The following is a 21975-nucleotide window of genomic DNA, read 5'->3' on the forward strand; positions in this document are numbered from 1 at the left end:
CCCCACGCATCGCTTCCGCTCCGAATCGTGATCGCCGCAGTCTCGACATCGAGAGGATTATAGCCAAGCTCGGGTGACCAGCCGACTGATGAGTATCGTCCGCATATCGAGAATTCGATACGTGCCGGCAACGTCGAACTCTATTGACTGGGGGCATGGCTTGCAACGAATTGAGTCGGATCAACGGTGCGGTGATCGCGGACCGCCCCGCCCGCGCGGGTACAGCGCGGCCCTCCTCGGCATGTCTAACGACGGGGATAACGATCTTCGGGTGCACCGAGGACGAAGGCTCGGTGTTCTGCGAGGCTGCTGCTCGCCTCGGTATACGGCCAACGATAGTCGAATCAGATGTCGGGCAATCCAATGCCAAACTGGCACATGGCAACAAGTGCATAAGCATCAGTCACAAGACTCAGGTCACCAACCGCACACTCCTGGCGCTGAGCAAAGCCGGTGTGGAATATATCTCCACCAGAAGTATCGGCTACGACCACGTCGAGCTGACATATGCCGACCGCTTGGGCATCTCGGTGGGCAACGTTGCCTACTCTCCCGACAGCGTGGCCGACTACACGTTGATGTTGATTCTGATGTCCGTGCGCCACGCGAAATCCACTATCCGCCGCACTGACTGTCACGACTATCGACTCGGTGAGACCCGTGGTCAGGAACTGCGCGACCTGACTGTCGGCGTGGTCGGGACGGGGCGCATCGGCACGGCGGTGATTGATCGGCTGCGCGGCTTTGGGTGCCGCGTGCTCTGGCACGACAGACAGTCTCACGACAGCGACGGAAGCGTACCGCTGTGCGAATTGATCGCGGAGAGCGACATTGTCACCCTCCATACCCCACTGACGACCGACACGCACCATCTCCTCGACCGTCGTCGCATCGAGGCGCTGAAACCTGGCGCGTACGTCATCAACACAGGGCGTGGGCCGCTACTCGATACCGGAGCGCTCTTGTCCGCACTGGAGAGCGGAAGGCTGGGCGGGGCGGCCCTCGATGTCGTCGAAGGCGAGGAAGGCATCTTCTACGTCGACTGCCGAAATCGGCGCATCGACAACGAGACCCTCGTACGGCTACAGCGGCTACCGAATGTGGTGATCAGCCCGCACTCGGCCTATGACACCGAGCACGCATTGAGAGACATCGTCGAGAACAGCCTCATCAATTGCCTGGGCTTCGAAAGTGAGCAAACAGCATGAGCAGATTGAAGGTCGGAGTCATCTTCGGAGGTGCATGCGAGGAACACCCGGTCTCGGTCAAGTCGGCGTGCGAGGTCGCGAAGAATCTCGATCCCGACAAGTACGAGCCGTTGTGGATCGGCATCACGTCTGGTGGCGAGTGGAGGCTTTGCGACAGCCCCGTCGCGGGGTGGGAGTACAGGTCTCGTCCGGTCACGCTGTCGCCTGACCGCAGCGTGCACGGGTTGCTGGTCAAGGGACAGGACGGGTATGAAACGCTGCGCCTCGACCTCGTCTTGCCCGTGCTTCACGGCAAGTTGGGCGAAGACGGCGCTATTCAAGGGTTGTTGGAGCTATCCGGTATCCCCTACGTCGGTTGTGACATCCAGGGGTCTGCGGTGTGTATGGATAAGGCACTGGCCTACATCGTCGCCAGGAGCGCGGGAATCGCCACCCCGAATTTCCGGGTCGTCACGGAGAACGAGAAAGTCGACCCCGGTCTACTTCGATATCCGGTGTTCGTGAAACCGGCGCGCTCGGGCTCCTCGTTCGGCGTCAGCAAAGTCACTCGAGCAGATGAACTGGCGAGCGCACTGAACGCTGCGCGGCAGTACGACTCGAAGATCCTGATCGAGGAAGCCGTGGCCGGCAGCGAAGTTGGCTGCGCGGTTCTCGGCGAGCTGTTCGGCCTGATCGTGGGCGAGGTGGACCGGGTCGACCTCTCGCACGGATTCTTCCGAATCCATCAGGAAGACTCCCCCGAGACCGGATCGGAAAACTCGACCTTCATCGTGCCCGCCGATATCTCCGACGAATCGCGGCAACTCATCCAAGAAGCCGCCAAGACCATCTATCGCGCCCTGGGCTGCAAGGGTCTTGCCCGCGTCGACACGTTTCTCACCGAGGACGGGCGAGTGGTGCTCAACGAGGTCAACACCATGCCCGGTATGACGTCCTACAGTCGCTACCCGCGGATGATGGCCGCCGCAGGGCTGCCGCTGTCCGAGGTGCTCGATCGCCTCATCTCAATGACACTGCACGGAAGGAAGCGATGAACGCCGACTTCGTCTACGTCGACGAGTGGGTGCCGGGGATCCGCTGGGATGCCAAGTACGCCACGTGGGACAACTTCACCGGCAAACCCGTTGACGGCTACCTCGCGAATCGTATTGTCGCCACCCGGTCCCTGTGCGCGGCCCTCGAGCAGGCGCGCGGGAAGGCCGCCTCCCTCGGTTTCGGGCTGCTGCTCTGGGATGGATATCGCCCCCAACGTGCCGTCGACTGCTTTCTGCGTTGGTCGCAAAGATCCGATGACGGCCGGACCAAACGGCGTCACTACCCCAATATCGACCGGCCCGAGATAGTCACGCAGGGATACGTGGCCGCGAAATCGGGCCATAGCAGGGGCAGCTCCGTGGACCTGAGCCTCTATCACCTCACCACCGGTGAGCTTGTTCCGATGGGCGGTGACCACGACCTCATGGACCCGATCTCACATCATGGTGCCTCAGGAATCACACCAATCGAGACCCAGAGCCGGCAGCATCTGCAGTCCATCATGGAGGACTCCGGGTTCGATCGATACGAGTGCGAATGGTGGCACTACACGCTCAGAAACGAGCCCCATCCAAATGCGTACTTCGACTTTCCCGTCGCATGAAGCGAGTCAGCCCCTGCTACGTGATCGAGCCCTCCGGCAAGGTCCATGGGCTCGGAGGTCACCGTGCCGATTTATGCGGTCGAGGACGGCAAAGTGCGGTTCGACAAGCTGTCGGGCTACCCCCACAGGGCGGACTCCGCTTCGCTGCCCATGGACGTATTCGAGCGGTCCCCCGCGAATCGCGAAATCATGATCAGGGCGAGGATATGAGGATATGACGCCAGTCGAACCGGCACCTCGCATCGTCGTCGCCGGCGGGCACTCGGCCGGGCACATCGAACCCGCGATGAACTTCGCCGACGCACTACGCGGCCTCGAACCGGCAGCTGAGATCACCGCGCTGGGCACGGTTCGCGGACTGGACACCACCCTGATCCCCGCCCGCGGCTATCCACTCCAACTGATCCCGGCGACACCACTTCCCCGCCGGCTGAGTCGCGATCTGTTACAGATGCCGACCAAACTATGCGACTCGGTCCGGGTGGCAGGTGCGGTACTCGACCGGGTTCGGGCCGAAGCCGTGATGGGCTTTGGCGGCTACGTCGCCATGCCCGCATACCTGGCCGCCCGACGGCGCGGTCTACCGATCGTCGTCCACGAGGCAAACGTCCGGCCGGGACTGGCCAACCGAGTGGGGGCGCGGATGACGACCCACGTGTTCACCGCTACACCCAGCGTTCGGCTGGCGCACGCTGCCTCGATCGGCATCCCGCTGCGACCCGCGATTGCCGGGCTCGACCGGCGCGCGTTGCGTGACACATCACGGCAGCGATTCGGCCTGCGACGCGAGGGGCCGGTACTGCTGGTCACCGGCGGTTCGCAGGGCGCAGGAGCGATCAACACTGCGGTGTCCGGCGCCGCTGCGGCGTTACGGGACGCCGGCGTGCAGGTACTGCATATCACCGGGCCGCGGCACACGGTCGATCGGCCGTCCGGCCGGCCCAACGACCCCCCTTACGTCACCGTGCCCTACATCGATGACATGCAGTATGCCTACGCTGCAGCCGACTTCGCGATCTGCCGTTCCGGGGCGATGACGTGCGCAGAACTGGCCGCCGTCGGACTACCTGCCGCCTACGTCCCGTTGCCTCTGCGAGGCGCTGAGCAGCGGTTCAATGCCGAGCCCGTCGTCGCCGCCGGCGGAGCACTGCTCGTCGACGACGCCGAGCTCGATCCGACATGGATCGAAACCGTCCTCATCCCGATACTCGTCGATCCCGAACGGTTCGCGAAGATGTCGGCCCACACGTCAGCGGCCGGCGCACGCAGCGCAGACGTCGTCTTGGCCCGGCACGTACTCGCCGTAGCCATGCAGCAAAGGAGCATGACCTCGGGAGAGCAGGCGTAGCCGTGCGGACTACGACCAGCGCATGCCGTCCCGGCAGCTACGAGAAGTTCCGGCCTGCCGCCGGAAGTCGGACCGTGGCGCGGAGCCCTCCCCCGGCGCGCGGGCTGAGCGAGACCGTTCCGTCGTGCGCCTGTGCGATGCTCTTGACGATCGCCAGGCCCAGGCCGACTCCTGCGTGATCCGCGCGGACACGCTCGGTGCCACGCTGGAAGGGCTCGGTGAGCGTCGAGACCAATTGCGGGCTGAGATGGTCGCCGGAGTTCTCGACGGTCAGTGTGGCAGCGTCTGGGCCGACCGCGGTGTGCACCTCAACAGTGCCGTCCTCGGGGAGGTTGTGGACGATGGCGTTGTGTAGCAGGTTCGTCGCCATCTGCAGCAACAGCGCAGGTGAGCCCTTGGTGGGGGTCAGGTTCCCGGTTGTCTCGATGGCAACACCATGCTTGTCAGCGAGAGGCAGGAGAGCCTCGGTGGCTTCTTCGGCGATGAGCGACAGGTCGACGTCTTCTCCGGTAAAGGCAAGCTGGTCGCTGCGGCTGAGCAGCAGTAGTGCTTCGGTGAGTTCGATCGCCCGCAAGTTGACGGTTCGCAGACGGTCATCGAGCTCGCTACTCTCGCGATTCGGATCGTTTCGGGCGACATCGAGCATCGCCTGCGTGATCGCGAGCGGAGTACGTAGTTCGTGAGATGCGTTGGCTGCGAAACGCCGCTGTTCGGCCACGTGCGCTTCGAGCCGCGCCAGCATGCCATCGAAGGCGTCTGCGAGCTCACGGAACTCGTCTTGACGGCCCTTCAGCGCAATCCGGTGCGACAGCGATCCTTTCTCAGCCGTGCGCGCGGCTTCGGTGATTCGTGACAGGGGCGCAAGCATGCGACCCGCGAGAATCCAACCACCCACAAGGCCGAACACCAACAAGAATCCGAGCACCAAGATCGCTGCCGGGACAAACACGACCGGACCACTGTTCGCCGGATCGAAAACCCGAGCGAAGTTGGCCAGATCGGGAAGTCGGAACGTGGCGTACCTGCCCCTCAGTAGAAAGGCCCACACCGCTGCAAGGAGTAAGACACCCGCGATCATGAGGAACCCGACGTAGCTGAGGGTCAGCTTGACACGAGCACTCAGCCCCGCGCGCCTACTCACGGCTGGCACCACTACCCGCGTCCGTACCAGCATCGATGCGATAGCCGACGCCCGGCACGGTCGCGATCAACCACGGTTCACCCAGGCGCTTGCGTAGCGCCGAGACAGTGATGCGCACCGCGTTGGTGAACGGGTCGGCATTCTCGTCCCACGCACGTTCCAGCAGTTCTTCAGCACTGACGACACCGCCTTCGGCAGCGATGAGGACTTCGAGTACCGCGAACTGCTTTCGGGTCAGCGCGACATAGCGGTCGTCGCGGTAGACCTCGCGGCGGAAGGGGTCCAGTCGGAGCCCCGCGATCTCCCGCACAGGCGGTCGATTGTGGGCGCGCCTGCGGTCGAGTGCGCGCAGACGAAGGATGAGTTCCTGCAGCGCGAATGGCTTGGTCAGGTAGTCATCGGCGCCTAGCTGGAAGCCGGAGGCCTTGTCGTCCAACCGGTCTGCAGCGGTGAGCATCAGAATCGGCATACCGCTGCCGGAAGAGACGATTCGCCGCGCGATCTCGTCACCAGAAGGCCCGGGAACATCGCGGTCGAGTACCGCGATGTCATAGCCATTGACACACAACAACTCAAGCGCAGTGTCGCCATCGCCTGCGATATCGGCCGCGATTGCCTCCAGGCGCAGCCCGTCGCGGATAGCCTCCGCCATATAGGGCTCGTCCTCCACGATCAGCACACGCATGCTCCCCATGGTAGGAAACGGCACATATCGTAGGCATACAGAAAATCCTCCACTGGATCGCAGTGACGGACGGTATCCAGAATCAGGCCACCGACCGATGCGGTGGTCGGTGGCTCGCCGTGAGCTGGCTCGGTCACAGTCGCAGGTCCCAGGTCTGAGGCGACAACTCGACCGACTTCGACACGTCCAGCTACCAGTCGACACAGTTCACCTGGAACGACGAACCGCGGGCCTGCAGCGAGGTATGCGCACACTTTGCGCAGGTGCGTACGCGGTTTCAGCCCAGTTGCCTGCGGACCTCGCGGGCCAGGTCGATCGATGCGTCAATCTCGACTTTCCGGTTGGTGAGGCTTTCGACATTGATCCCGAACGGCAGGCCGAGCCGGCGGCAGAACGAAATGAGCAGTCCGGCGTTGACGACGCATTGCTCGTACGACGCCGTCAGCGGGTCGCCGGATCGGGCGATCTCGGTCTGCAGCCAACTCGGGACGTGGATCCCGAGCCACGACATGAACTCCAGGGTCTTTGTCGACCCGCATGGCGCAAGCGTCAGCACCACCGGCCGTGGATCCAGACCCTGGTCCCGGCATGCGTAGGTGTAGTCGGACAGCAGGTTACGGGTGCGGTCCAGGTCGTAGCAGACCTGCGAGACGAAGAATTCACAACCGGCATCCTGTTGCGCAGCATCCGTTGGTGCTCTCCCCCGCCATTTGTGTGTCGCTCGGCGATGACGACGCCGCCCATGCGGGGCGGATTCGAGAGCTCGGCATGCCGGTCGTAGGCCTCGGCAAGCGTCGTTCTCATCATCTGATCCCGGGACGCCGCCCCGACAAGCACGGTCAGTACCCGATCACGTGAGGTCTCCGACAGCGACTCGCCCAACTCGTCCGGGGTGTACTTGCTCACGGCGCGGTAGACGATCACCGGTCCGTCCCAGCCGGTCAGGTGCCGGTCGAGGAACACGGCCGGTTCCATCATCGGCATGAACGGGAACGGCCGCGGAGCCGAGGTCCGGTCTGCCTCCGCGTCGACGTCGTAGAGGACGAGGCCGTCGACAGCCACCGATCGCAGCCGGGCCAAGGTCGCCTCGGCGACGGCGTCCGCCAGCTCCGAGGTGGCGGTTGCGCGCGGCGGGGTCAGGCCGTAGAGCAGGGCGCCGTCGCCGGTCCTGGCCAGAAGCTCGGCAGCGCTGAGGTTTTCCGGAAAAGCCATCGGTTGATCATGCCATGCGTCGAGCGGGTCCGACACAGCCCATGTTAACGGAATTCACCACCCAATTGTTCCGGCGGTAACCAGGACGTAATAGCCCTGGCGTGAACTGAATGCAGTCGGAAAGACCTCACCCAGAACATCTTTCGACGACGCAACTCACCTCGGCGGGCAACGTCGCCCCCGGTTCACCTTATTGCTCAGCGGCTTCGACCGCTCATCCCGTCCAGGAGGACGTCATGCCCATGTTCGACGACGCCATCACCGAGAGCATCGCCACCTCGCTCGCGGAGATCCCACATCCGGCACTACCCAAGGGTTCCAACATCTACGGCGGAACCAAGATCTTCCCCGACTACCAGGCGGAGGAAGGCGAAACCTACTTCACCCTCGTCCACGGCATCGCCCACGAGTCGTCGGTGTCGTTCGTCGCCGTGCTGCAGGCGACCCGCGCGCTGCGCAAGGGCTTCGACTCGACGATCTATTTCTACGGACCCGGTGCCATCAATTGCCTGGCCACACGGGGATTCCCGACGACCGGCGACTCCGGGTTCCCCGGCGAGCAGAACATCAACAATTCGCTGGAGACCTTCATCAAGGAAGGCGGCACCGCCTTCTGCTGCCGCTTCGGCCTGGCGCTACACGGTGGCCGCGAGGAGGACCTGATCGAGGGCGTCATCCCGGCACATCCGCTCGACGTGCAGGATGCGCTCATCCACTTCGCACGCAAGGGTGCGATCATCAACTCGACCTACATGGTCTGACGATCCGAAACCGCTCTGCAGCAAGGAGAGTCAGATGACAACCATAGGTACGGTCGCGGCCAACTTCACCCGTGACCTCGAACAGAACTACCAGACGATCGCCGACTACGTGGCCCGGGCGCGCGACCGCGGGGTCGAGTTCCTGGTATTCCCGGAGGCCGCGATCGGCGGCTACCTGTCGTCGCTCGGCAATCACGGCGACACGGTGAAGACCACTGCCAGATCGCTTCCACCGGCCATCACCCTCGACGGTCCCGAGATCAGGCGGGTCCAGTCGATCATCGGCGACATGGTCATCGCCATCGGCTTCTGCGAGCTCGCCGAGGACGGCGAGACCCGGTACAACGCCGCAGCGATCCTCGACGGCACCACCGTCTACGGCAGCTACCGCAAGGTCCACCAGCCGCTCGGTGAGAACATGTCGTACTCGTCCGGCTCGGACTACCGGGTCTTCGACACGCCGGTCGGGCGCGTCGGTCTGCAGATCTGCTACGACAAGGCATTTCCCGAGGCGGCCAGGGTGATGGCGCTGGACGGCGCCGAGATCATCGCGAGCCTGTCCGCCTGGCCCGCGGCCCGCACGGCCACCGCGGAGAACATCCAAGACGATCGGTGGACGTACCGGTTCAATCTGTTCGATGCCGCCCGCGCACTGGACAACCAGGTGTTCTGGGTGGCATCCAATCAGGCAGGCACTTTCGGATCGCTGCGCTACGTCGGCAACGCGAAGATCGTCGACCCCGGCGGAAATGTTCTCGACACCACACTCGTCGACAGTGGCCTGGCCGTTGCCGACGTCGACATCGCCGGTACGTTCACCGCGATGCGCGCGGGCATGTTCCACCTCCGCGATCGGCGGCCCGACGTGTACGGCGTGCTCACCGAGGTCGATCCGACGGCGGCTGCGGGCTGGCGGGATCTCACCCATGCCTGAGATGACGTTCACCGTGAAATGGCCCGATGGTGCCGTCCAGCAATGCTATTCGCCGAGTCTCGTGATGCACGATCACCTCGAGCCGGGCGGGCGGTACACGGTCGCGGACTTCCGGGACCGCTCGACGACCGGACTCGACGAGGCCGCCGAACGCGTGCGGGCGACCTTCGGGTTCGCCTGCACGTCGGCGGCCACGACCGCGGACGCCGTCACCGAGGCCGCGCGACGATACGACGACTCGTCGACCGTCGAGATCCTCGCCATGCACCCACCCTTGCCCACCACATCGTCCTCACCGGAGACATCATGAACACACCGGTTCCGCCCGTCACCCACATACCCGTTGCCATCATCGGGGGCGGCCAGGCCGGCCTCTCGGTCAGCTGGTACCTGGGGCACGCCGACATCGAGCACGTCGTCATCGAGTCGCAGACCGCGGTCCACGCCTGGACCTCCAAGCGGTGGGACAACTTCACCCTCGTCACACCCAACTGGCATTGCCGGCTCCCCGGCTACGCCTACGAGGGCCCGGACCCCGACGGCTTCATGACCCGTGACGAGGTGGTCGATTGGCTGGGTGGATGGCTCCGCACGTTCGCCCCTCCCCTGCGGGAACACACCACCGTCACGCGGCTTCGCCAGACCGGCGACACCGGATTCGAGCTCACCCTGCAGAATGCCGGCGGCCACGAGACACTCACCTGCGACCAGGTGGTCGTCGCCACCGGCGGGTATCCGCTCCCGGTCGTGCCCGACTTCGCGGCGTCGTTGGATCCGGCTGTCGCCCAGATCCATTCAGAGGAGTACTTCACTCCCGATCAACTGGCCGCCGGTGCCGTGCTCGTCGTAGGCTCCGGACAGTCCGGCGCACAGATTGCCGAGGATCTGCACCTCGCCGGGCGGCAGGTGCACCTCGCCCTCGGCAACGCGCCCCGGGTGGCGCGCACCTACCGGGGTCGCGATTGCATGACGTGGCTGGCCGACATGGGGCTCTACGACACCCCGGCCCAGGAGTATCCCGGAGGAAAGGCTGCGCAGGAGAAGACAAATCACTATGTGACCGGTCGCGACGGCGGCCGCGACGTGGATCTCCGGCAATTCGCGGCGGAAGGAATGACGCTGTACGGCAAACTCACCGACGGCAAAGACGCCATACTCCGCTTCGCTCCCACCCTGGCCGAGTCCCTCGATCACGCCGACTCGGTGTACAACTCGATCTGCTCGGACATCGACCGATACATCGAGGCCAACGGCATCGACGCCCCGGCCCCGTCTCGGTACGAGCCCGTCTGGACCCCGGCGCACGAACCCACCGATCTCGATCTCGGCGATGCCGGCATCACCAGCATCGTCTGGGCCATCGGCTACCGGCCCGACTACCGCTGGATCGAGGCCAGCGCCTTCGACGGTGCCGGGCGGCCGATGCAGACGCGCGGCGTCACCCAGGTGTCCGGACTGAACTTCGTCGGACTCCCCTGGATGCACACCTGGGGATCGGGCAGGTTCCTCGGCATCGATCGCGATGCCCGCCATATCGCCGAGTCCGTCGGAGCTGCGCTGGGCCGGCCGGGCATCCGACTCGCCGCCAACCAGTAGCGGAAATCGCGAGAGGGGCCCAAAGTCATGGTCGTTCAATCGATCTCGTCGGTCTTCGCCGATCGGGCGCGGACCGCGCCGGATCAAGTGCTGGTCACTGACATCACCGGTGCCACGACGGCCGGCGAGATCGATGAGCGTGCCAACCGGCTCGCCCGGCTGCTCCACAACCATCATGTCCAGCGTGACGACCTCGTCGAGGTGGCCCTCCCCAACGGCGTCGACTTCGTGGTGGCATGCCTGGCGATCTGGCGGGCCGGCGCGACTCCCATGCCGTTCGAACCGGCAATGCGCGCCGACGAACGTGCCACGCTCCGGGAGCTCGCACAACCGACGGTGGTCATCGGGGCGTCGGCGTCGGCGTCGGTTCCTGTCGTGACCGAGTCCGACGCCCTCGAAGTGTCGGCCGGGCGACTGCCCGACATCTGGTCCTCCTCCTGGAAGGCACCCGCGTCCTCCGGAAGCACGGGAGTCCCGAAGATCGTTGTCTCGCAGACTCCGGCACTCGTCGACCCCGAGGCGCCGGTTGCGGCGTTCGTACCCCGGCAGGCGAAACAACTGGTGTGCTCGCCGCTCTGGCACTCGACCGCATTCACCTACGCGTTCCGCGGCCTGACCGCCGGACACACCCTCGTCATCGAGCCGCATTTCGACGAACACCGGTTCTTGCGCCTCGTGGCCGAACACCGGATCACCTGGACCGTGCTGTCCCCGCCGTCGATCCGGCGTCTGCTCCGACTGCCCGAGTCCGAGCGGCATCGGCACGACCTGAGTTCGTTGGAGTCGGTACTGCATCTCGGAGCCCGCTGCCCGGCCCCCGACAAGCAGGCACTGATCGCGTGGCTCGGCGCCGAGCGCGTCGTCGAGGTGTATGCGGGCAGCGAATCCAACGGGCTCACCATGGCCACCGGATCGCAGTGGCTCCACCACCCCGGGACGGCCGGAAAACCCATCGGGGGAACGGAACTGGAGATCCGCCTACGCGACGGCTCGGTGGCCGCAGCGGGTGTGGCCGGGACCATCTGGATGCGGCGCGGCTCGGCGCCGTCGTATCGATATCTCGGTGCGCCCGGCAGACGCCGCGCCGACGGCTGGGACACCCTCGGTGATGTCGGATACGTCGACGACGACGGCTACCTCTATGTCCTCGACCGCGAGTCCGACATCATTCGCCGCGGCAGCGACCACCTCTATCCCGCCGACGTCGAACAATGTCTGGCGGAACTGCCCGGCGTCGACAGTGCTGTCGCCTTTGCCGAAGCCGGCCCTGACGGGCGGTCACAGCTGTCCGTGACCATCGAAACCGCTGCACACACCTGCCCCGCAGAGCTCGTCGCGCAGTACATCGAACGACACTTCGGGGCGCAGTGGCGGCCGGCCCGAATCATGTTCACCGATACACCACTCCGCAACGACGCGGGCAAGATCCGACGACGCGCGCCGGCCGGGAACAGCCTGCGCGGGCCGGCCCGACCCACTGACGAACGGACTCCACGATGACCGCATCCACCCGCGTCGACCTGGCACTCCTCGGCATCCGCGGCACCCCACCGGTAAACCGCACCGGCGGCGCCGGACCCACCGACGACGGACACCTCCTGGTCGACGGACTCCATGCCGCGATTCCCCGAAACCCGGACAGTCCCTTCGTCTTCGACGGCGACCGCGTCCTGTACGACGGAATGGACGTGGGCCTAGACATCGGAGTCATCGGACGCCCACGGTTCTACGACCGGAGCACCGACGACGGCGTCGGATACGAGCAGATCGCAAAGCTGCACGGCCGCAACGTCCTCGCGACCACCGTGCTCCAGACGTGCATTCGCTACACCGAAGACCAACGCTGCCGATTCTGTTCCATCGAGGAATCGTTACGCACCGGATCGACCGTCGCGGTCAAGAAGCCAGAACATCTCGCCGAAGTGGCCCGGGCCGCAGTCGATCTCGACGGTGTCACCAATATGGTCATGACCACCGGAACCTCCGCGGGCAAGGACCGTGGTGCGCGACACCTCGCCCGGTGTGTGCGGGCGGTGAAGGCTGCCGTTCCCGAACTGCCGATCCAGGTGCAATGCGAACCTCCGGCGGACCTTGCGACCCTCACCGAACTCCGCGATGCCGGTGCCGACGCGATCGGTATCCACGTCGAATCGCTCGACGACGAGGTACGCCGTCGGTGGATGCCGGGGAAGTCGACGGTGCCGATGACGGAATACTGGGCGGCCTGGCGGGAGGCAGTCCGGGTGTTCGGCCGTAATCAGGTCTCGACCTACCTTCTCGTCGGCCTCGGTGAGGACCCCGACGAGATGATCGCCGGTGCAAAAGAACTCGCGGATGCGGGCGTCTACCCGTTCATCGTGCCGTTCCGGCCCCATCAGGGCACGCTCGCCGTCGAGGTCGACAGGGCGTCGGCGCCCGATCCCGCGGTCGTCGAGAAGGTCACCCGGGAGGTCGCGGTCCACTTGCAGCTGCTCACCATGTCCGGTGGCGATCAACGCGCCGGATGCGCGGCGTGCGGCGCGTGCAGCATCCTGCAGAGCGTCGGGGGCTGACATGCTCGACGGCACCTCCGTGGGATGCGCGACGTCCACCACCGACACGGCCGACCTGTCGATTCTCGCCGGATCACCTCGGCAGGTGGCCAGTCCCTTCCTGATCCACCTGGCCGACACCATCACCGAACTGCAGGCGTACCGCGACCTGCGCCACGTGCAGTTCGTGCAGCGGCAGGACTTGTTCAGCCGCACCGATCGTGACGACACCGATGACGACCCGCGCACCGCGGTCCTGGTGGCCACCGCCGACGACGGCCGTGTGCTCGGCGGCGTCCGGCTGGGGCCGTGCACACCCGTCGACATCGGATGGTGGTCGGGCAGCCGGCTCGTCGTCGCCGACGACGCTCATGCCGCCGGGATCGGCGCGGCGTTGGTCCGTGCGGCGTGCGCCTTCGCCGAAGGCCACGACGTCCTGCGCTTCGACGCCACCGTGCAGGAACGCTACCGGCGACTGTTCACCTCGCTCGGGTGGGACGATCTCGGAACCGGCCCCGTCATCCGAGGCCGTTTGCACCGGCACATGTCGTGGCCGATCGGTCGCCTCCAGGCACACTCCGATGACACGAAATCCGGCCTGGCCCACGCAATACGACCCTTCGCAGCGCAATCCGGCGGTCTGGGGCCGGCGGGATTCTGCGGCGACGACGGCGTACCGGTCCCCCACAGTGACCTCGTCGCGGCCTGCGATGCGATCATCCCGTCGATGGTGGAACGCGACCCGGAATGGGCCGGCTGGTGCTCGGTCCTGGTGAACCTCAACGATCTCTCGGCGATGGGCGCCGATCCCGTGGGCATGCTCGATTCCGTCGGCGCGCCCAGCACCGCTCACCTGCACCGGATCATTCGCGGGATCGCGGATGCCGCGCAGATGTGGCGCACCCCGGTCCTCGGCGGACACACGCAACTCGGTGTCCCCGCTGCGTTGTCGGTCACAGTGCTGGGGCGGACCCCGCAGCCGGTCCCGGGCGGCGGTGGACGGGCCGGCCACACGGTCTCGCTCATCGCTGATCTGGGGGGCTCGTGGCGGGCGGGGTATCAAGGACGCCAATGGGATTCGACGAGCACGCGGTCGAGTGGGGAACTCGTGGGCATGTCGTCGATCGTGGGTGGGCTGCGCCCGGCGGCGGCCAAGGACGTGAGCATGGCCGGGTTGGTCGGAACGCTCGGGATGCTCGCGGAGGCATCGGGCACCGGTGCCGAACTCGACGTCGCCGCCATCCCCCGCCCGGATTCGGCGGCGATGGGTGCATGGATGACGTGCTTCCCCGGGTTCGCGATGCTCGTCGCCGACAAGCGCAGGATCGCCGACGCTCCGGGACCGGCCACCGCAGCTCCATGCGGTCGGTTGACGTCGCAAGCCGGGGTGCGGTTGCGCTGGCCCGACGGGCGCACCACGACCGCGGTGGAATCCACCGTGACCGGATTGGGCATCGCGTGAGACCGCAGCACGCGCGGGTCGTCAGCAGGTCGACGGGGCGAGCTCTCGGTAGAGTTCGATGACATGGGAACAGTCACGCTCGGCGCACTTGCGGGTCACTTCGGCCGCGACGTGGAACGTGGCGTCGCCAAGGCCGTGGGGATCATCGAGGCCGCTCGTCGCGACGGGGTCGATCTCCTCGTGTTTCCCGACGCGACCCTCGGCGGCTACATCGGCAACCTGCGCTCCCCCGATCTCGACGACCTGCCCCCGGCCCTCGACCCGCACGGACCGGAACTGGCAACGATCGCCGAGGCCGCCGGGGACATGACCGTGTGCATCGGATACACCGAAGCCGACGGCGAGACCCATTACAACGCGGCCGTATGTCTCACGGGCGACGGCATTCTCGGCTCACACCGTAAGGTCCATCAACCGGCCGGCGAGTCCGCGGCCTACGCGGCGGGCGATTCGTTCACCACCTTCGACACGCCGGTCGGACGCATCGGGATGCTCATCGACTACGACAAGACCTTCCCCGAATCGGCCCGCACCCTCGCCGTCGACGGAGCCCAGATCATCGCGGCTCTCTCGGCGTGGCCGGCGAGCGTGACCGACCGGGCCGCCCGCCTTCCGGCCGACCGCCAGTCGCGCCTGTTCGACCTCTACGACTGCGCCCGCGCCGCCGAGAACCAGGTGTTCATGGTCTCCGCCAACCTCACCGGGGTCACCGGCTCACTCCAATTTCTCGGCCAGGCAAAGGTTGTCGGGCCGGGCGGAGACGTCCTCGCCACCACCCGATCCAAAGGCGGCCTCGCCAAGATCGACGCGGACGTCGAGTCCGAGATCATCCGCGCCCGACGCACACTGAACCACCTCGCCGAGCTGCGTCCCGAAATCTATTCTTCGGCAGCCGATCTCGGAGCGACCTGATGCGTGTTGCGCTGATCACCTACTCGACGAAGCCGCGTGGTGGGGTGGTCCACACCCTCAACCTCGCCGAATCCCTCTCCCGACTCGGGGCCGACGTCACGGTGTGGAGCCTGGCGCGTGGTGGCGACGAGGGCTTCTTCCGCTCGATCGCCGGTTCCGTCCGACAACGTCTCATCCCGTTCCCGGACGTCCCCGACGAGACGGTCACCGACCGAATCGTGAGGTCGATCAACGTGATCGGACATTCGTTCGCGTACAACGATTATGACATCGTCCACGCCCAGGACTGCATCAGCGCCAACGCAGTCGGGACATGCATTCGGACGATTCACCACCTCGACCGGTTCACCACGCCGGTGCTCGTCGAGTGTCACGAGAAGGCCGTGGTCGATCCGTACGCACGGATCTGTGTGTCACAGGCCGTCGCCGACGAAGTGCGCAACGGGTGGGGTCTGCATCCGACCGTGATCCCGAACGGAGTCGACTATGCGCGGTTCGCGTCGGCAGCAGCCGACACCCCGGCCGCCGAAGCGAGGCGGGACGAGTGGCGCACGCGTCTCGGGCACTACGTCCTGGCTGTCGGCGGCATCGAGCCCCGCAAAGGCAGCATCGACCTCCTCGAGGCATATGCTCTGCTCCGCCGTGATCACCCCGATCTCTCGCTCGTATTCGCGGGCGGCGAGACCTTGTTCGACTACCGCGACTATCGAGCCGACTTCGACCGCAGGCAGTCCGAACTCGGGGTAGCGCCGATCGTGCTCGGTGCCGTCGACGACGCCGCCCTCCCCTCGCTGGTCGCGGGCTGCGACGCATTCGCCTTTCCCTCGATCAAAGAAGGTTTCGGGCTCGCCGCGATGGAGGCGCTTGCGGCCGGAAGACCAGTGGTCACACGCGAACTCCCCATCCTCCGAGAGGTTTTCGGAGATGTGGTCACCTACGCCGGGGACGTTGGGTCACTGGCCGCGCGACTCGACGCGGCATTGCGCGGCGATCATTCCCGAGCCGAGCCCGGCCGTGCACTGGCACGCGAACTCACGTGGGAGACCGCGGCCCGGTCGCATATCGAGTTCTACGAGCAGCATCCGCATCCGGAGAGTTGATGGATCTGCGTGACTCCCCGCGTCCGCACCTCGGCGAAGCACTACCCCGCGACCCGGCCGTCGTCGTAGAGTCGGTCTACGACGCACGACCCTTCCGCCGGCGCCACCCCGCTGTTCATCACTGACCACTGCACCGACCATCGATGAGGAGCCCATGAGCGCGCCACACGACTGGAACACTCAGATCATCACCGAGTTCCGCGCCAACGACGGCAAAGTCGGTGGCAATTTCGAAGGCGCACCCATGGTCCTGGTCCACCACCAAGGCCGCAAGACCGGCAAGCAGAACATCACCCCGATGATGTACCTGCCCGACGCCGACAATCCGCGCACCATCTACGTGTTCGCCTCCAAGGCCGGCGCACCCACCAATCCCGACTGGTACTACAACCTCACCACCGCGGGCACTGCGCGCATCGAGGTGGGCAGCGACACCCGCGACGTCGAAGTCACCGAGATCACCGGCACCGACCGCGACCGTATCTACGCCGAACAAGCCCGCCGCTACCCCGGCTTCGCCGACTACGAAAAGAAGACGGCCGGTATCCGCACCATCCCCGTCCTCGCCCTCACGACGAAGTAACGCAACGTCTTCGAGAAGTACGTCGTGCCAGTGCACGGCTGTCACGCGCGCTCATTTGTTTCCCGCTCGACGATCTCGTCGCGCGGGAACAAAACGGTTGAGTGGGAACGAAACCGTTACTCAGCGATGCGCCGTAAGGGTGCCCGTGCCGACGACCACGGAACCGAAATAGACCGGACCGCTGTATCCGCCGTGTCCGTCGCGGTTGTAGACGATTCGGTGTCCGGGGAAGATGTCCACGTAACCGCCGTTCGGTGTCGAGTGGATCGGGTACCGCCCGATGAGAACCAGGTCATGCCCTTCGACGTGGCCTGGGCGTTGCAGCAGCACGATGCCCGACGACGACGTCGTCGAGGTGTAGGTGCCGGGGGTGATGTCGGCCGATGCGTGGCCGGCCGCGCCGAGAATGGCGGCGGTGGCGGCGCCCGCGGCGATCACCGCGACGCGGATTCTGGTGGTTCTGGCGTTTCTGGACATCGTCGACTCCCTTTGTCGCTGGGCCTATCCGTCACAACCTCGGCCTGTGCGAACTCGCCCGGCGCCCGTGTGTCAGCAAGGACCGGACAAGGTGAAGAATCCTGGTACGGGTCCGACATTGCCCTTCTAGCGTTGCACTCGTGAGCTGAAAGCACGCTGAAAGATCATCCGGTCGCGCTGCCGCTCGGCCCGCTCATCCGTGGTGCGCAAAGTCGGAACATTCGGGGCATTGGTCGACGAGCGGGTGGCGACATTGGGTGACGTGGCCGAGGAATTCATCGGTGCGACGCAGTTGTGCGATCGTGTTCTGGATTGCGGCGCGCTGCTCGTTGATGATGGCGACTCGCTCGCCGGTGGTCGAGGGCGCAAGCGCACGTATCTGAGCCAGCGAAAGGCCGGCGTGCTGGCATCGCCTGATGATCCGAGCGCGAGTGATCGATTCGTCGTCGTAGATGCGCTGCCCCGTGGCGGTGCGCGCTGGGACGAGCACACCGACGTCCTCCCAGTGCCGCAGTACATGCGTCTGCACCCCGATCGCGGCGGCCGCTTCTCCGATCCGATAGCCCATCCGGGGCTCCTTCTGCCGATTTCGAGTCGACTCTTGACTTCAGGTCGACCTGAAGAAATAGCCTGCCAGACATGACCTCAGCACGCTCGATTTCACGCGACCCCGATCGTCCGGATGTCTCGGCGCGAGGACGTCTGGTCCCGAATCTTCTCGCGGTGTCTGCCGCCGTCGCCGATATGCTGACCAGCGGATTCGGCTCGCACCATGACCCTCGGTCCCCCGCAGGCACCGCGAGCCTCCCGTCGGCTTCCGGAACTGTCACGCTGACGACGTTTCGTCAGGTGCGACGCGAGCTGGCAACGCCGATCGTTGCCGCCGGAGTACGGTCTCCGGCGCGAGTGGGCAATGCGATGACCAGTTTCCTGGTTCGGCACGCGGACGCCAATATCTTGGTCGATCCGGCGACCTGCGCCGACGTGCATCGCCGCGTGTTGCCACAACTGCCTGCCCCGATGCGCGCGTTGGTGGCGCCGCCGGCGTCGGTTGTCAGTGTGCGCGACTCACTGGAAGACGTCGGCCTCACATTCGCCGACATTGATTTCGCGCTGCCCACCCATTTGCATTGGGATCACGTCTCGGGCCTCGTCGACGCGCCGGACCTGCCGATGCGGGTCACCGAGCGTGAATGGCATTGGGCCATGGACGGAAGACGGGCACCGTCGGGTGTCGCCCGTCGGGCCCTGGTGGATCGAATGGTGGACTTCTACGAGCTCGACGGACCTCCGGTCCTCGGCTTTCCCCGCAGTCACGACATGTTCGGCGACGGTTCGGTCACGGTCCTGGAGATGTCGGGTCACACACCGGGCAGCGTCGGATTCTTGTTGCACTTGGGAGAGCGTGCAGCACCGCAACCACGTTGGGTGTTGCTGGTCGGAGATGCGGTGTGGCACAACGTGCAGATCCGGTACAGGCGGGGCAAAGGGCTGAGCCGTCTCTTCGACAGCGATCGTCGGACGGCGTTCGACGTGATCCGAATCTTGTCGGCACTCGACTCGTCCGTGGCAATTGTCCCCAGCCATGACCCCGATGCGGCCTCGCCGTTCCAGCCTGCCGACATCTGACCAGAATTCACCGAGCAGTCGAAGAGGCACCGGATGGATGTGATCGAAATACAAAGACGCGTGCAAAACGCATGGACCAGACAGCGATGGGACGACTGGCGTCGGACGTGTGCGGACCGGTATCGGTTTCACCTCACCCCGACCATCGAACTCGACCTGGAGCAAACGCTGGCGTGGAGCCGCGGATGGTTTGCCGCGTTCCCCGACTATCGCGAACAGATCACCGCACTGTACCGGTCGGACGACACCGCTGTGGCGTATGAGATCGTCGGCGCCGGAACGTCTTCGGCCGATCTGCACCTGGGCGGACGAAAGTTGATCCCCCATTCGCCGGGAGCAACCTTCGAAGTGCGCTACATGAAGGTGCTCGTTCTCGACGGTGATGGCAGAGTCCTCAAGGACCGCCAATATCTGGACACGCAGACGCTGCAGAGTCAGCTGACGGCTACGCACCGGGCGTAGTGATCACACGCGAGGGGCTCGGCGGGGCCGAGCGCTGCTGCAGCAATATGCGATGGCACACGTTAGTCTGGACGCGTGTCAGCCACCTTCGATCCCGCGTCCGATTCCGACTTGCCCGATTCCGACCCGACTGACTCAGCCGCCGTCATCCCGCTGGGCGAGCGCGCCTACCTCGAGATTCGCGAGCAGATCGCCACGGGCCGCATTGTTCCCGCTCAACGGCTCACCGAGCGCTCGCTGGCGCTGTCACTGGGAATGAGTCCGACCCCGGTCCGTGAGGCATTACGTCGACTCGAACAGGAAGGGCTCGTCGAGAAGACCGGCCCGCGCACCCTCGTCGTCGTCGAGCACTCGGCGGAGGCCCTCGCCGAGCTTCAATCGGCAGAGGTGGCGATCCGGGGGGTCTTGGCCGGATTCGCCGCCGAAAAGGCGACGCCGGATCAGATCGCGCTCTTGCGTTCTCGGCTGCGCGACCTCGAAACGGCGGCGCGCGAAGGGATTCCGCGGGTCATCCTGGTGGCGGCACGCCGGTTCGACGACACGGTCGCGAAGGTCGCCGACAATCCGGTCGTCACGCGGCTTGCGCAGAGTTGTGAAGTGGTCGGGCGGTCGGCGCGCCTCGAGGCCATCGAGGTGATGACGCAAAGTCGACGCGAGCTCGGTGAGCAACAGCTGCGTGCGCATGCCGATCTCGTCGACGCCATCGCAGCCCACGACCCCGAGCGTGCCGAACAGGTTACCCGCACCCATCTCCGTTCTTCGGTGGATCTCCGGTTGTCGCACCCGCAGTCGCGACGCTGACCAGCAAGTTTGCCGCAGCGAGTGGTGTGCAATTCCACGATGCTATTGCATAGCGCTATGGCGATGTGCAATGCTTTGTGACGTGGATCAAGTACCTCCGTCGCGTAGCACCGCTGCTGCCCGACCTGCCATGACCCGGATGGACCCGGCGATCGGCGACGAGATGATGGCTCGTCTCGGCGCCGAACCGGTGACGAGATGGCATCGCCGCCTCGTCCTTCTTCTCGGCGTGGGAGGAGTGTTCAACTTCGCCGAGGTTGCGCTCGGGTCCCTACTCATCCCACTCATCGGTGAGCACTGGGACCTCAGCACGATGGCCAAGGCCACGCTGCTGGCTGCTCCGTTCGTGGGCGAGGCAGTCGGCTCCCTGACCCTGGCGCCCCTCGCCGATCGTTTCGGTCGCCGCAGGATGTTCCAGGTCAACCTCGCGGCCTACGCCATCCTGTCGGCCTTGGCCGCGTTCTCGCCGACAGTCGCCGTGCTGATCATCATGCGAGTCCTGCTCGGCATCGGGCTGGGTGCGGAATTGACGCTCGTCGACAGCTATCTGGCCGAGACGATGCCCAACGCGCGCCGCGGCCGACTCATCGCCGCCAGCTACACGATCGCCCTGACGGCCGTCCCCGTCATCGGTGTGCTGACCTTTGCTCTGCCGCACGAAATCGCAGGTGTGGCGAGCTGGCGAATTCTCATGGTGTGCACCGGTGCTGGGGCGATTGTCGTGTGGCTCATGCGCCGCTCATTGCCCGAGTCGCCGCGCTGGCTGATCAGTCAGGGCCGATACGACGAAGCCGAGAAGATCCTGCGCGACATCGCTCGTTCGGCGCCGATCGGGCACCGTCCCACGGTTACCGCTGCGCCGGTTACCGCTGCGCCGGTTACCGCTGCGCCGTCTGCGGTGGCACACACGCCGGGTGAGCTGCGCCGGCGAACCATCCTCATCTGGGTGGTGAACCTGTTGAACCCCATCGGTTTCTACGGCTTTGCCTCGTTGGCGCCGCTGGCGCTGGTCGCCAAGGGGTATGACGTGGCCGATTCGCTGTTGATGGTGGCGTTGACCGCGATCGGCTACCCGCTCGGCTCCATCTGTAGTGTGTTCCTGGTCGAGCGAATTCAGCGCCGAACCCTGCTGATCGCGTCGAGTATCGCAGTCGCCGTGTGCGGCACCATCTTCGGCGTCGGCATCGATGCGGTGGTGATCGTTGCCGCAGGGTTCCTGACGGGGCTCGCCAGTGTCGTCCAGTCCAACGTCAGCCATATCTACCTCGCCGAACTGTTCCCGACCCACATGCGGGCCGGCGCGATCGGACGGCCTTACGCACTCTCGCGGGTGGTCTCGGCCGTCTTGCCGCTCGTCGCGGTTCCGGTCCTCGACGCCGCCGGTGCGGGAACCGTCTATGTCGCGTGCGCCGCACTCGTTCTGATCATGGCGGCGGCCGTGCAGATCCTGGGGCCGAAAACCAACAACCGCACCGTCTGAACGACCTTCGACGT

General features: G+C 65.5%; 24 protein-coding genes. 18 read left to right on the plus strand and 6 right to left on the minus strand.

All coding sequences use genetic code 11. The features are described from left to right. Window positions 1–155 precede the first annotated feature (155 nt). From ACLQ3C_RS00750 to ACLQ3C_RS00765, 4 genes are all read left to right on the plus strand, one after another. Window positions 156–1208, plus strand: coding sequence for an NAD(P)-dependent oxidoreductase (locus ACLQ3C_RS00750; protein ID WP_425702533.1), 1053 nt, complete (start codon window positions 156–158; stop codon window positions 1206–1208). Then, window positions 1205–2242, plus strand: a complete 1038-nt coding sequence (gene vanA, locus ACLQ3C_RS00755) for a D-alanine--(R)-lactate ligase (RefSeq protein ID WP_425702535.1) — start codon at window positions 1205–1207, stop codon at window positions 2240–2242. Before ACLQ3C_RS00750 ends, vanA begins: the two co-directional genes overlap by 4 nt. Further along, window positions 2239–2847 carry a D-Ala-D-Ala dipeptidase VanX gene (gene vanX, locus ACLQ3C_RS00760; RefSeq protein WP_425702536.1) on the plus strand — a complete coding sequence of 203 codons (609 nt, stop codon included), beginning with the start codon at window positions 2239–2241 and terminating at the stop codon, window positions 2845–2847. The genes vanA and vanX overlap by 4 nt, the downstream gene beginning before the upstream one ends. A gap of 214 nt (window positions 2848–3061) precedes the next feature. After that, window positions 3062–4195, plus strand: coding sequence for a UDP-N-acetylglucosamine--N-acetylmuramyl-(pentapeptide) pyrophosphoryl-undecaprenol N-acetylglucosamine transferase (locus ACLQ3C_RS00765; RefSeq protein ID WP_425702538.1), 1134 nt, complete (start codon window positions 3062–3064; stop codon window positions 4193–4195). A gap of 37 nt (window positions 4196–4232) precedes the next feature. Here ACLQ3C_RS00765 and ACLQ3C_RS00770 read toward each other — a convergent pair whose 3' ends face one another. From ACLQ3C_RS00770 to ACLQ3C_RS00785, 4 genes are all read right to left on the minus strand, one after another. After that, entirely contained in the window at window positions 4233–5063 is an 831-nt protein-coding gene (locus ACLQ3C_RS00770) for a sensor histidine kinase (RefSeq protein ID WP_425702540.1), read from the minus strand. Between the two features lie 265 nt (window positions 5064–5328). Continuing rightward, complete coding sequence (locus tag ACLQ3C_RS00775; RefSeq protein ID WP_425702542.1) at window positions 5329–6021, minus strand: response regulator transcription factor; 693 nt, start codon at window positions 6019–6021, stop codon at window positions 5329–5331. 277 nt (window positions 6022–6298) lie between these two features. After that, window positions 6299–6532 (minus strand): hypothetical protein, encoded by a 234-nt coding sequence (locus tag ACLQ3C_RS00780; protein ID WP_425702543.1) that lies wholly within the window; start codon window positions 6530–6532, stop codon window positions 6299–6301. A 38-nt stretch (window positions 6533–6570) separates the two neighbouring features. Then, window positions 6571–7233, minus strand: a complete 663-nt coding sequence (locus ACLQ3C_RS00785) for a hypothetical protein (protein WP_425702545.1) — start codon at window positions 7231–7233, stop codon at window positions 6571–6573. A gap of 236 nt (window positions 7234–7469) precedes the next feature. On the opposite strand from ACLQ3C_RS00785, the gene ACLQ3C_RS00790 reads away from it, so the two are divergent. The 10 genes from ACLQ3C_RS00790 (at window position 7470) to ACLQ3C_RS00835 (ending at window position 17112) form a co-directional block, all read left to right on the plus strand. Continuing rightward, entirely contained in the window at window positions 7470–7994 is a 525-nt protein-coding gene (locus tag ACLQ3C_RS00790; RefSeq protein WP_425702546.1) for an MSMEG_0572/Sll0783 family nitrogen starvation response protein, read from the plus strand. A 34-nt stretch (window positions 7995–8028) separates the two neighbouring features. After that, window positions 8029–8928, plus strand: coding sequence for a carbon-nitrogen hydrolase family protein (locus ACLQ3C_RS00795; RefSeq protein ID WP_425702547.1), 900 nt, complete (start codon window positions 8029–8031; stop codon window positions 8926–8928). Further along, on the plus strand, window positions 8921–9238 hold the full coding sequence (locus ACLQ3C_RS00800; RefSeq protein WP_425702549.1) for an MSMEG_0570 family nitrogen starvation response protein: 318 nt from the start codon (window positions 8921–8923) through the stop codon (window positions 9236–9238). The genes ACLQ3C_RS00795 and ACLQ3C_RS00800 overlap by 8 nt, the downstream gene beginning before the upstream one ends. Next, window positions 9235–10524, plus strand: coding sequence for an MSMEG_0569 family flavin-dependent oxidoreductase (locus tag ACLQ3C_RS00805; protein WP_425702550.1), 1290 nt, complete (start codon window positions 9235–9237; stop codon window positions 10522–10524). The genes ACLQ3C_RS00800 and ACLQ3C_RS00805 overlap by 4 nt, the downstream gene beginning before the upstream one ends. Window positions 10525–10551: 27 nt before the next feature. Then, window positions 10552–12024, plus strand: a complete 1473-nt coding sequence (locus tag ACLQ3C_RS00810) for an AMP-binding protein (protein ID WP_425702552.1) — start codon at window positions 10552–10554, stop codon at window positions 12022–12024. Then, window positions 12021–13076: an MSMEG_0568 family radical SAM protein gene (locus ACLQ3C_RS00815; protein ID WP_425702553.1), complete on the plus strand. Its 1056-nt coding sequence runs from the start codon at window positions 12021–12023 to the stop codon at window positions 13074–13076. The genes ACLQ3C_RS00810 and ACLQ3C_RS00815 overlap by 4 nt, the downstream gene beginning before the upstream one ends. Window position 13077: 1 nt before the next feature. Next, window positions 13078–14517, plus strand: a complete 1440-nt coding sequence (locus ACLQ3C_RS00820) for an MSMEG_0567/sll0787 family protein (RefSeq protein WP_425702555.1) — start codon at window positions 13078–13080, stop codon at window positions 14515–14517. Between the two features lie 63 nt (window positions 14518–14580). After that, window positions 14581–15429: a carbon-nitrogen hydrolase family protein gene (locus tag ACLQ3C_RS00825; RefSeq protein ID WP_425702556.1), complete on the plus strand. Its 849-nt coding sequence runs from the start codon at window positions 14581–14583 to the stop codon at window positions 15427–15429. Further along, the gene (locus tag ACLQ3C_RS00830; protein WP_425702558.1) at window positions 15429–16529 is read left to right on the plus strand and encodes an MSMEG_0565 family glycosyltransferase; all 1101 of its coding nucleotides are present in this window, start codon (window positions 15429–15431) and stop codon (window positions 16527–16529) included. The genes ACLQ3C_RS00825 and ACLQ3C_RS00830 overlap by 1 nt, the downstream gene beginning before the upstream one ends. Window positions 16530–16683: 154 nt before the next feature. After that, on the plus strand, window positions 16684–17112 hold the full coding sequence (locus ACLQ3C_RS00835; protein ID WP_425702560.1) for a nitroreductase family deazaflavin-dependent oxidoreductase: 429 nt from the start codon (window positions 16684–16686) through the stop codon (window positions 17110–17112). Window positions 17113–17232: 120 nt separating this feature from the next. On the opposite strand, the gene ACLQ3C_RS00840 is transcribed toward ACLQ3C_RS00835, so the two are convergent. Both ACLQ3C_RS00840 and ACLQ3C_RS00845 read right to left on the minus strand, forming a co-directional pair. Next, window positions 17233–17589, minus strand: coding sequence for a hypothetical protein (locus ACLQ3C_RS00840; protein ID WP_425702562.1), 357 nt, complete (start codon window positions 17587–17589; stop codon window positions 17233–17235). Window positions 17590–17782: 193 nt separating this feature from the next. Beyond that, window positions 17783–18157 carry a MerR family transcriptional regulator gene (locus tag ACLQ3C_RS00845; protein ID WP_425702563.1) on the minus strand — a complete coding sequence of 125 codons (375 nt, stop codon included), beginning with the start codon at window positions 18155–18157 and terminating at the stop codon, window positions 17783–17785. A gap of 71 nt (window positions 18158–18228) precedes the next feature. Between ACLQ3C_RS00845 and ACLQ3C_RS00850 the strand changes: the two genes are divergently transcribed. From ACLQ3C_RS00850 to ACLQ3C_RS00865, 4 genes are all read left to right on the plus strand, one after another. Beyond that, window positions 18229–19218: an MBL fold metallo-hydrolase gene (locus ACLQ3C_RS00850; protein WP_425702564.1), complete on the plus strand. Its 990-nt coding sequence runs from the start codon at window positions 18229–18231 to the stop codon at window positions 19216–19218. Window positions 19219–19251: 33 nt separating this feature from the next. Continuing rightward, the gene (locus tag ACLQ3C_RS00855; protein ID WP_425702565.1) at window positions 19252–19680 is read left to right on the plus strand and encodes an ester cyclase; all 429 of its coding nucleotides are present in this window, start codon (window positions 19252–19254) and stop codon (window positions 19678–19680) included. Window positions 19681–19755: 75 nt separating this feature from the next. Next, window positions 19756–20481, plus strand: coding sequence for a GntR family transcriptional regulator (locus ACLQ3C_RS00860; RefSeq protein ID WP_425702567.1), 726 nt, complete (start codon window positions 19756–19758; stop codon window positions 20479–20481). A gap of 139 nt (window positions 20482–20620) precedes the next feature. After that, window positions 20621–21961, plus strand: a complete 1341-nt coding sequence (locus tag ACLQ3C_RS00865; RefSeq protein WP_425702569.1) for an MFS transporter — start codon at window positions 20621–20623, stop codon at window positions 21959–21961. Window positions 21962–21975 lie beyond the last annotated feature (14 nt).

Origin of the sequence: Gordonia sp. DT30 (assembly GCF_049844915.1) — a bacterium.
Taxonomy (GTDB): domain Bacteria; phylum Actinomycetota; class Actinomycetes; order Mycobacteriales; family Mycobacteriaceae; genus Gordonia.

Excerpts from the sequence above, each read along its gene's own strand:
- ACLQ3C_RS00750 (WP_425702533.1), top strand. The coding sequence starts at position 156 with ATGGCTTGCAACGAATTGAGTCGGATCAACGGTGCGGTGATCGCGGAC.
- vanA (WP_425702535.1), top strand. The coding sequence starts at position 1,205 with ATGAGCAGATTGAAGGTCGGAGTCATCTTCGGAGGTGCATGCGAGGAA.
- vanX (WP_425702536.1), top strand. The coding sequence starts at position 2,239 with ATGAACGCCGACTTCGTCTACGTCGACGAGTGGGTGCCGGGGATCCGC.
- ACLQ3C_RS00765 (WP_425702538.1), top strand. The coding sequence starts at position 3,062 with ATGACGCCAGTCGAACCGGCACCTCGCATCGTCGTCGCCGGCGGGCAC.
- ACLQ3C_RS00770 (WP_425702540.1), bottom strand. The coding sequence starts at position 5,063 with ATGCTTGCGCCCCTGTCACGAATCACCGAAGCCGCGCGCACGGCTGAG.
- ACLQ3C_RS00775 (WP_425702542.1), bottom strand. The coding sequence starts at position 6,021 with ATGCGTGTGCTGATCGTGGAGGACGAGCCCTATATGGCGGAGGCTATC.
- ACLQ3C_RS00780 (WP_425702543.1), bottom strand. The coding sequence starts at position 6,532 with ATGTCGTGGCTCGGGATCCACGTCCCGAGTTGGCTGCAGACCGAGATC.
- ACLQ3C_RS00785 (WP_425702545.1), bottom strand. The coding sequence starts at position 7,233 with ATGGCTTTTCCGGAAAACCTCAGCGCTGCCGAGCTTCTGGCCAGGACC.
- ACLQ3C_RS00790 (WP_425702546.1), top strand. The coding sequence starts at position 7,470 with ATGCCCATGTTCGACGACGCCATCACCGAGAGCATCGCCACCTCGCTC.
- ACLQ3C_RS00795 (WP_425702547.1), top strand. The coding sequence starts at position 8,029 with ATGACAACCATAGGTACGGTCGCGGCCAACTTCACCCGTGACCTCGAA.
- ACLQ3C_RS00800 (WP_425702549.1), top strand. The coding sequence starts at position 8,921 with ATGCCTGAGATGACGTTCACCGTGAAATGGCCCGATGGTGCCGTCCAG.
- ACLQ3C_RS00805 (WP_425702550.1), top strand. The coding sequence starts at position 9,235 with ATGAACACACCGGTTCCGCCCGTCACCCACATACCCGTTGCCATCATC.
- ACLQ3C_RS00810 (WP_425702552.1), top strand. The coding sequence starts at position 10,552 with ATGGTCGTTCAATCGATCTCGTCGGTCTTCGCCGATCGGGCGCGGACC.
- ACLQ3C_RS00815 (WP_425702553.1), top strand. The coding sequence starts at position 12,021 with ATGACCGCATCCACCCGCGTCGACCTGGCACTCCTCGGCATCCGCGGC.
- ACLQ3C_RS00820 (WP_425702555.1), top strand. The coding sequence starts at position 13,078 with ATGCTCGACGGCACCTCCGTGGGATGCGCGACGTCCACCACCGACACG.
- ACLQ3C_RS00825 (WP_425702556.1), top strand. The coding sequence starts at position 14,581 with ATGGGAACAGTCACGCTCGGCGCACTTGCGGGTCACTTCGGCCGCGAC.
- ACLQ3C_RS00830 (WP_425702558.1), top strand. The coding sequence starts at position 15,429 with ATGCGTGTTGCGCTGATCACCTACTCGACGAAGCCGCGTGGTGGGGTG.
- ACLQ3C_RS00835 (WP_425702560.1), top strand. The coding sequence starts at position 16,684 with ATGAGCGCGCCACACGACTGGAACACTCAGATCATCACCGAGTTCCGC.
- ACLQ3C_RS00840 (WP_425702562.1), bottom strand. The coding sequence starts at position 17,589 with ATGTCCAGAAACGCCAGAACCACCAGAATCCGCGTCGCGGTGATCGCC.
- ACLQ3C_RS00845 (WP_425702563.1), bottom strand. The coding sequence starts at position 18,157 with ATGGGCTATCGGATCGGAGAAGCGGCCGCCGCGATCGGGGTGCAGACG.
- ACLQ3C_RS00850 (WP_425702564.1), top strand. The coding sequence starts at position 18,229 with ATGACCTCAGCACGCTCGATTTCACGCGACCCCGATCGTCCGGATGTC.
- ACLQ3C_RS00855 (WP_425702565.1), top strand. The coding sequence starts at position 19,252 with ATGGATGTGATCGAAATACAAAGACGCGTGCAAAACGCATGGACCAGA.
- ACLQ3C_RS00865 (WP_425702569.1), top strand. The coding sequence starts at position 20,621 with ATGGACCCGGCGATCGGCGACGAGATGATGGCTCGTCTCGGCGCCGAA.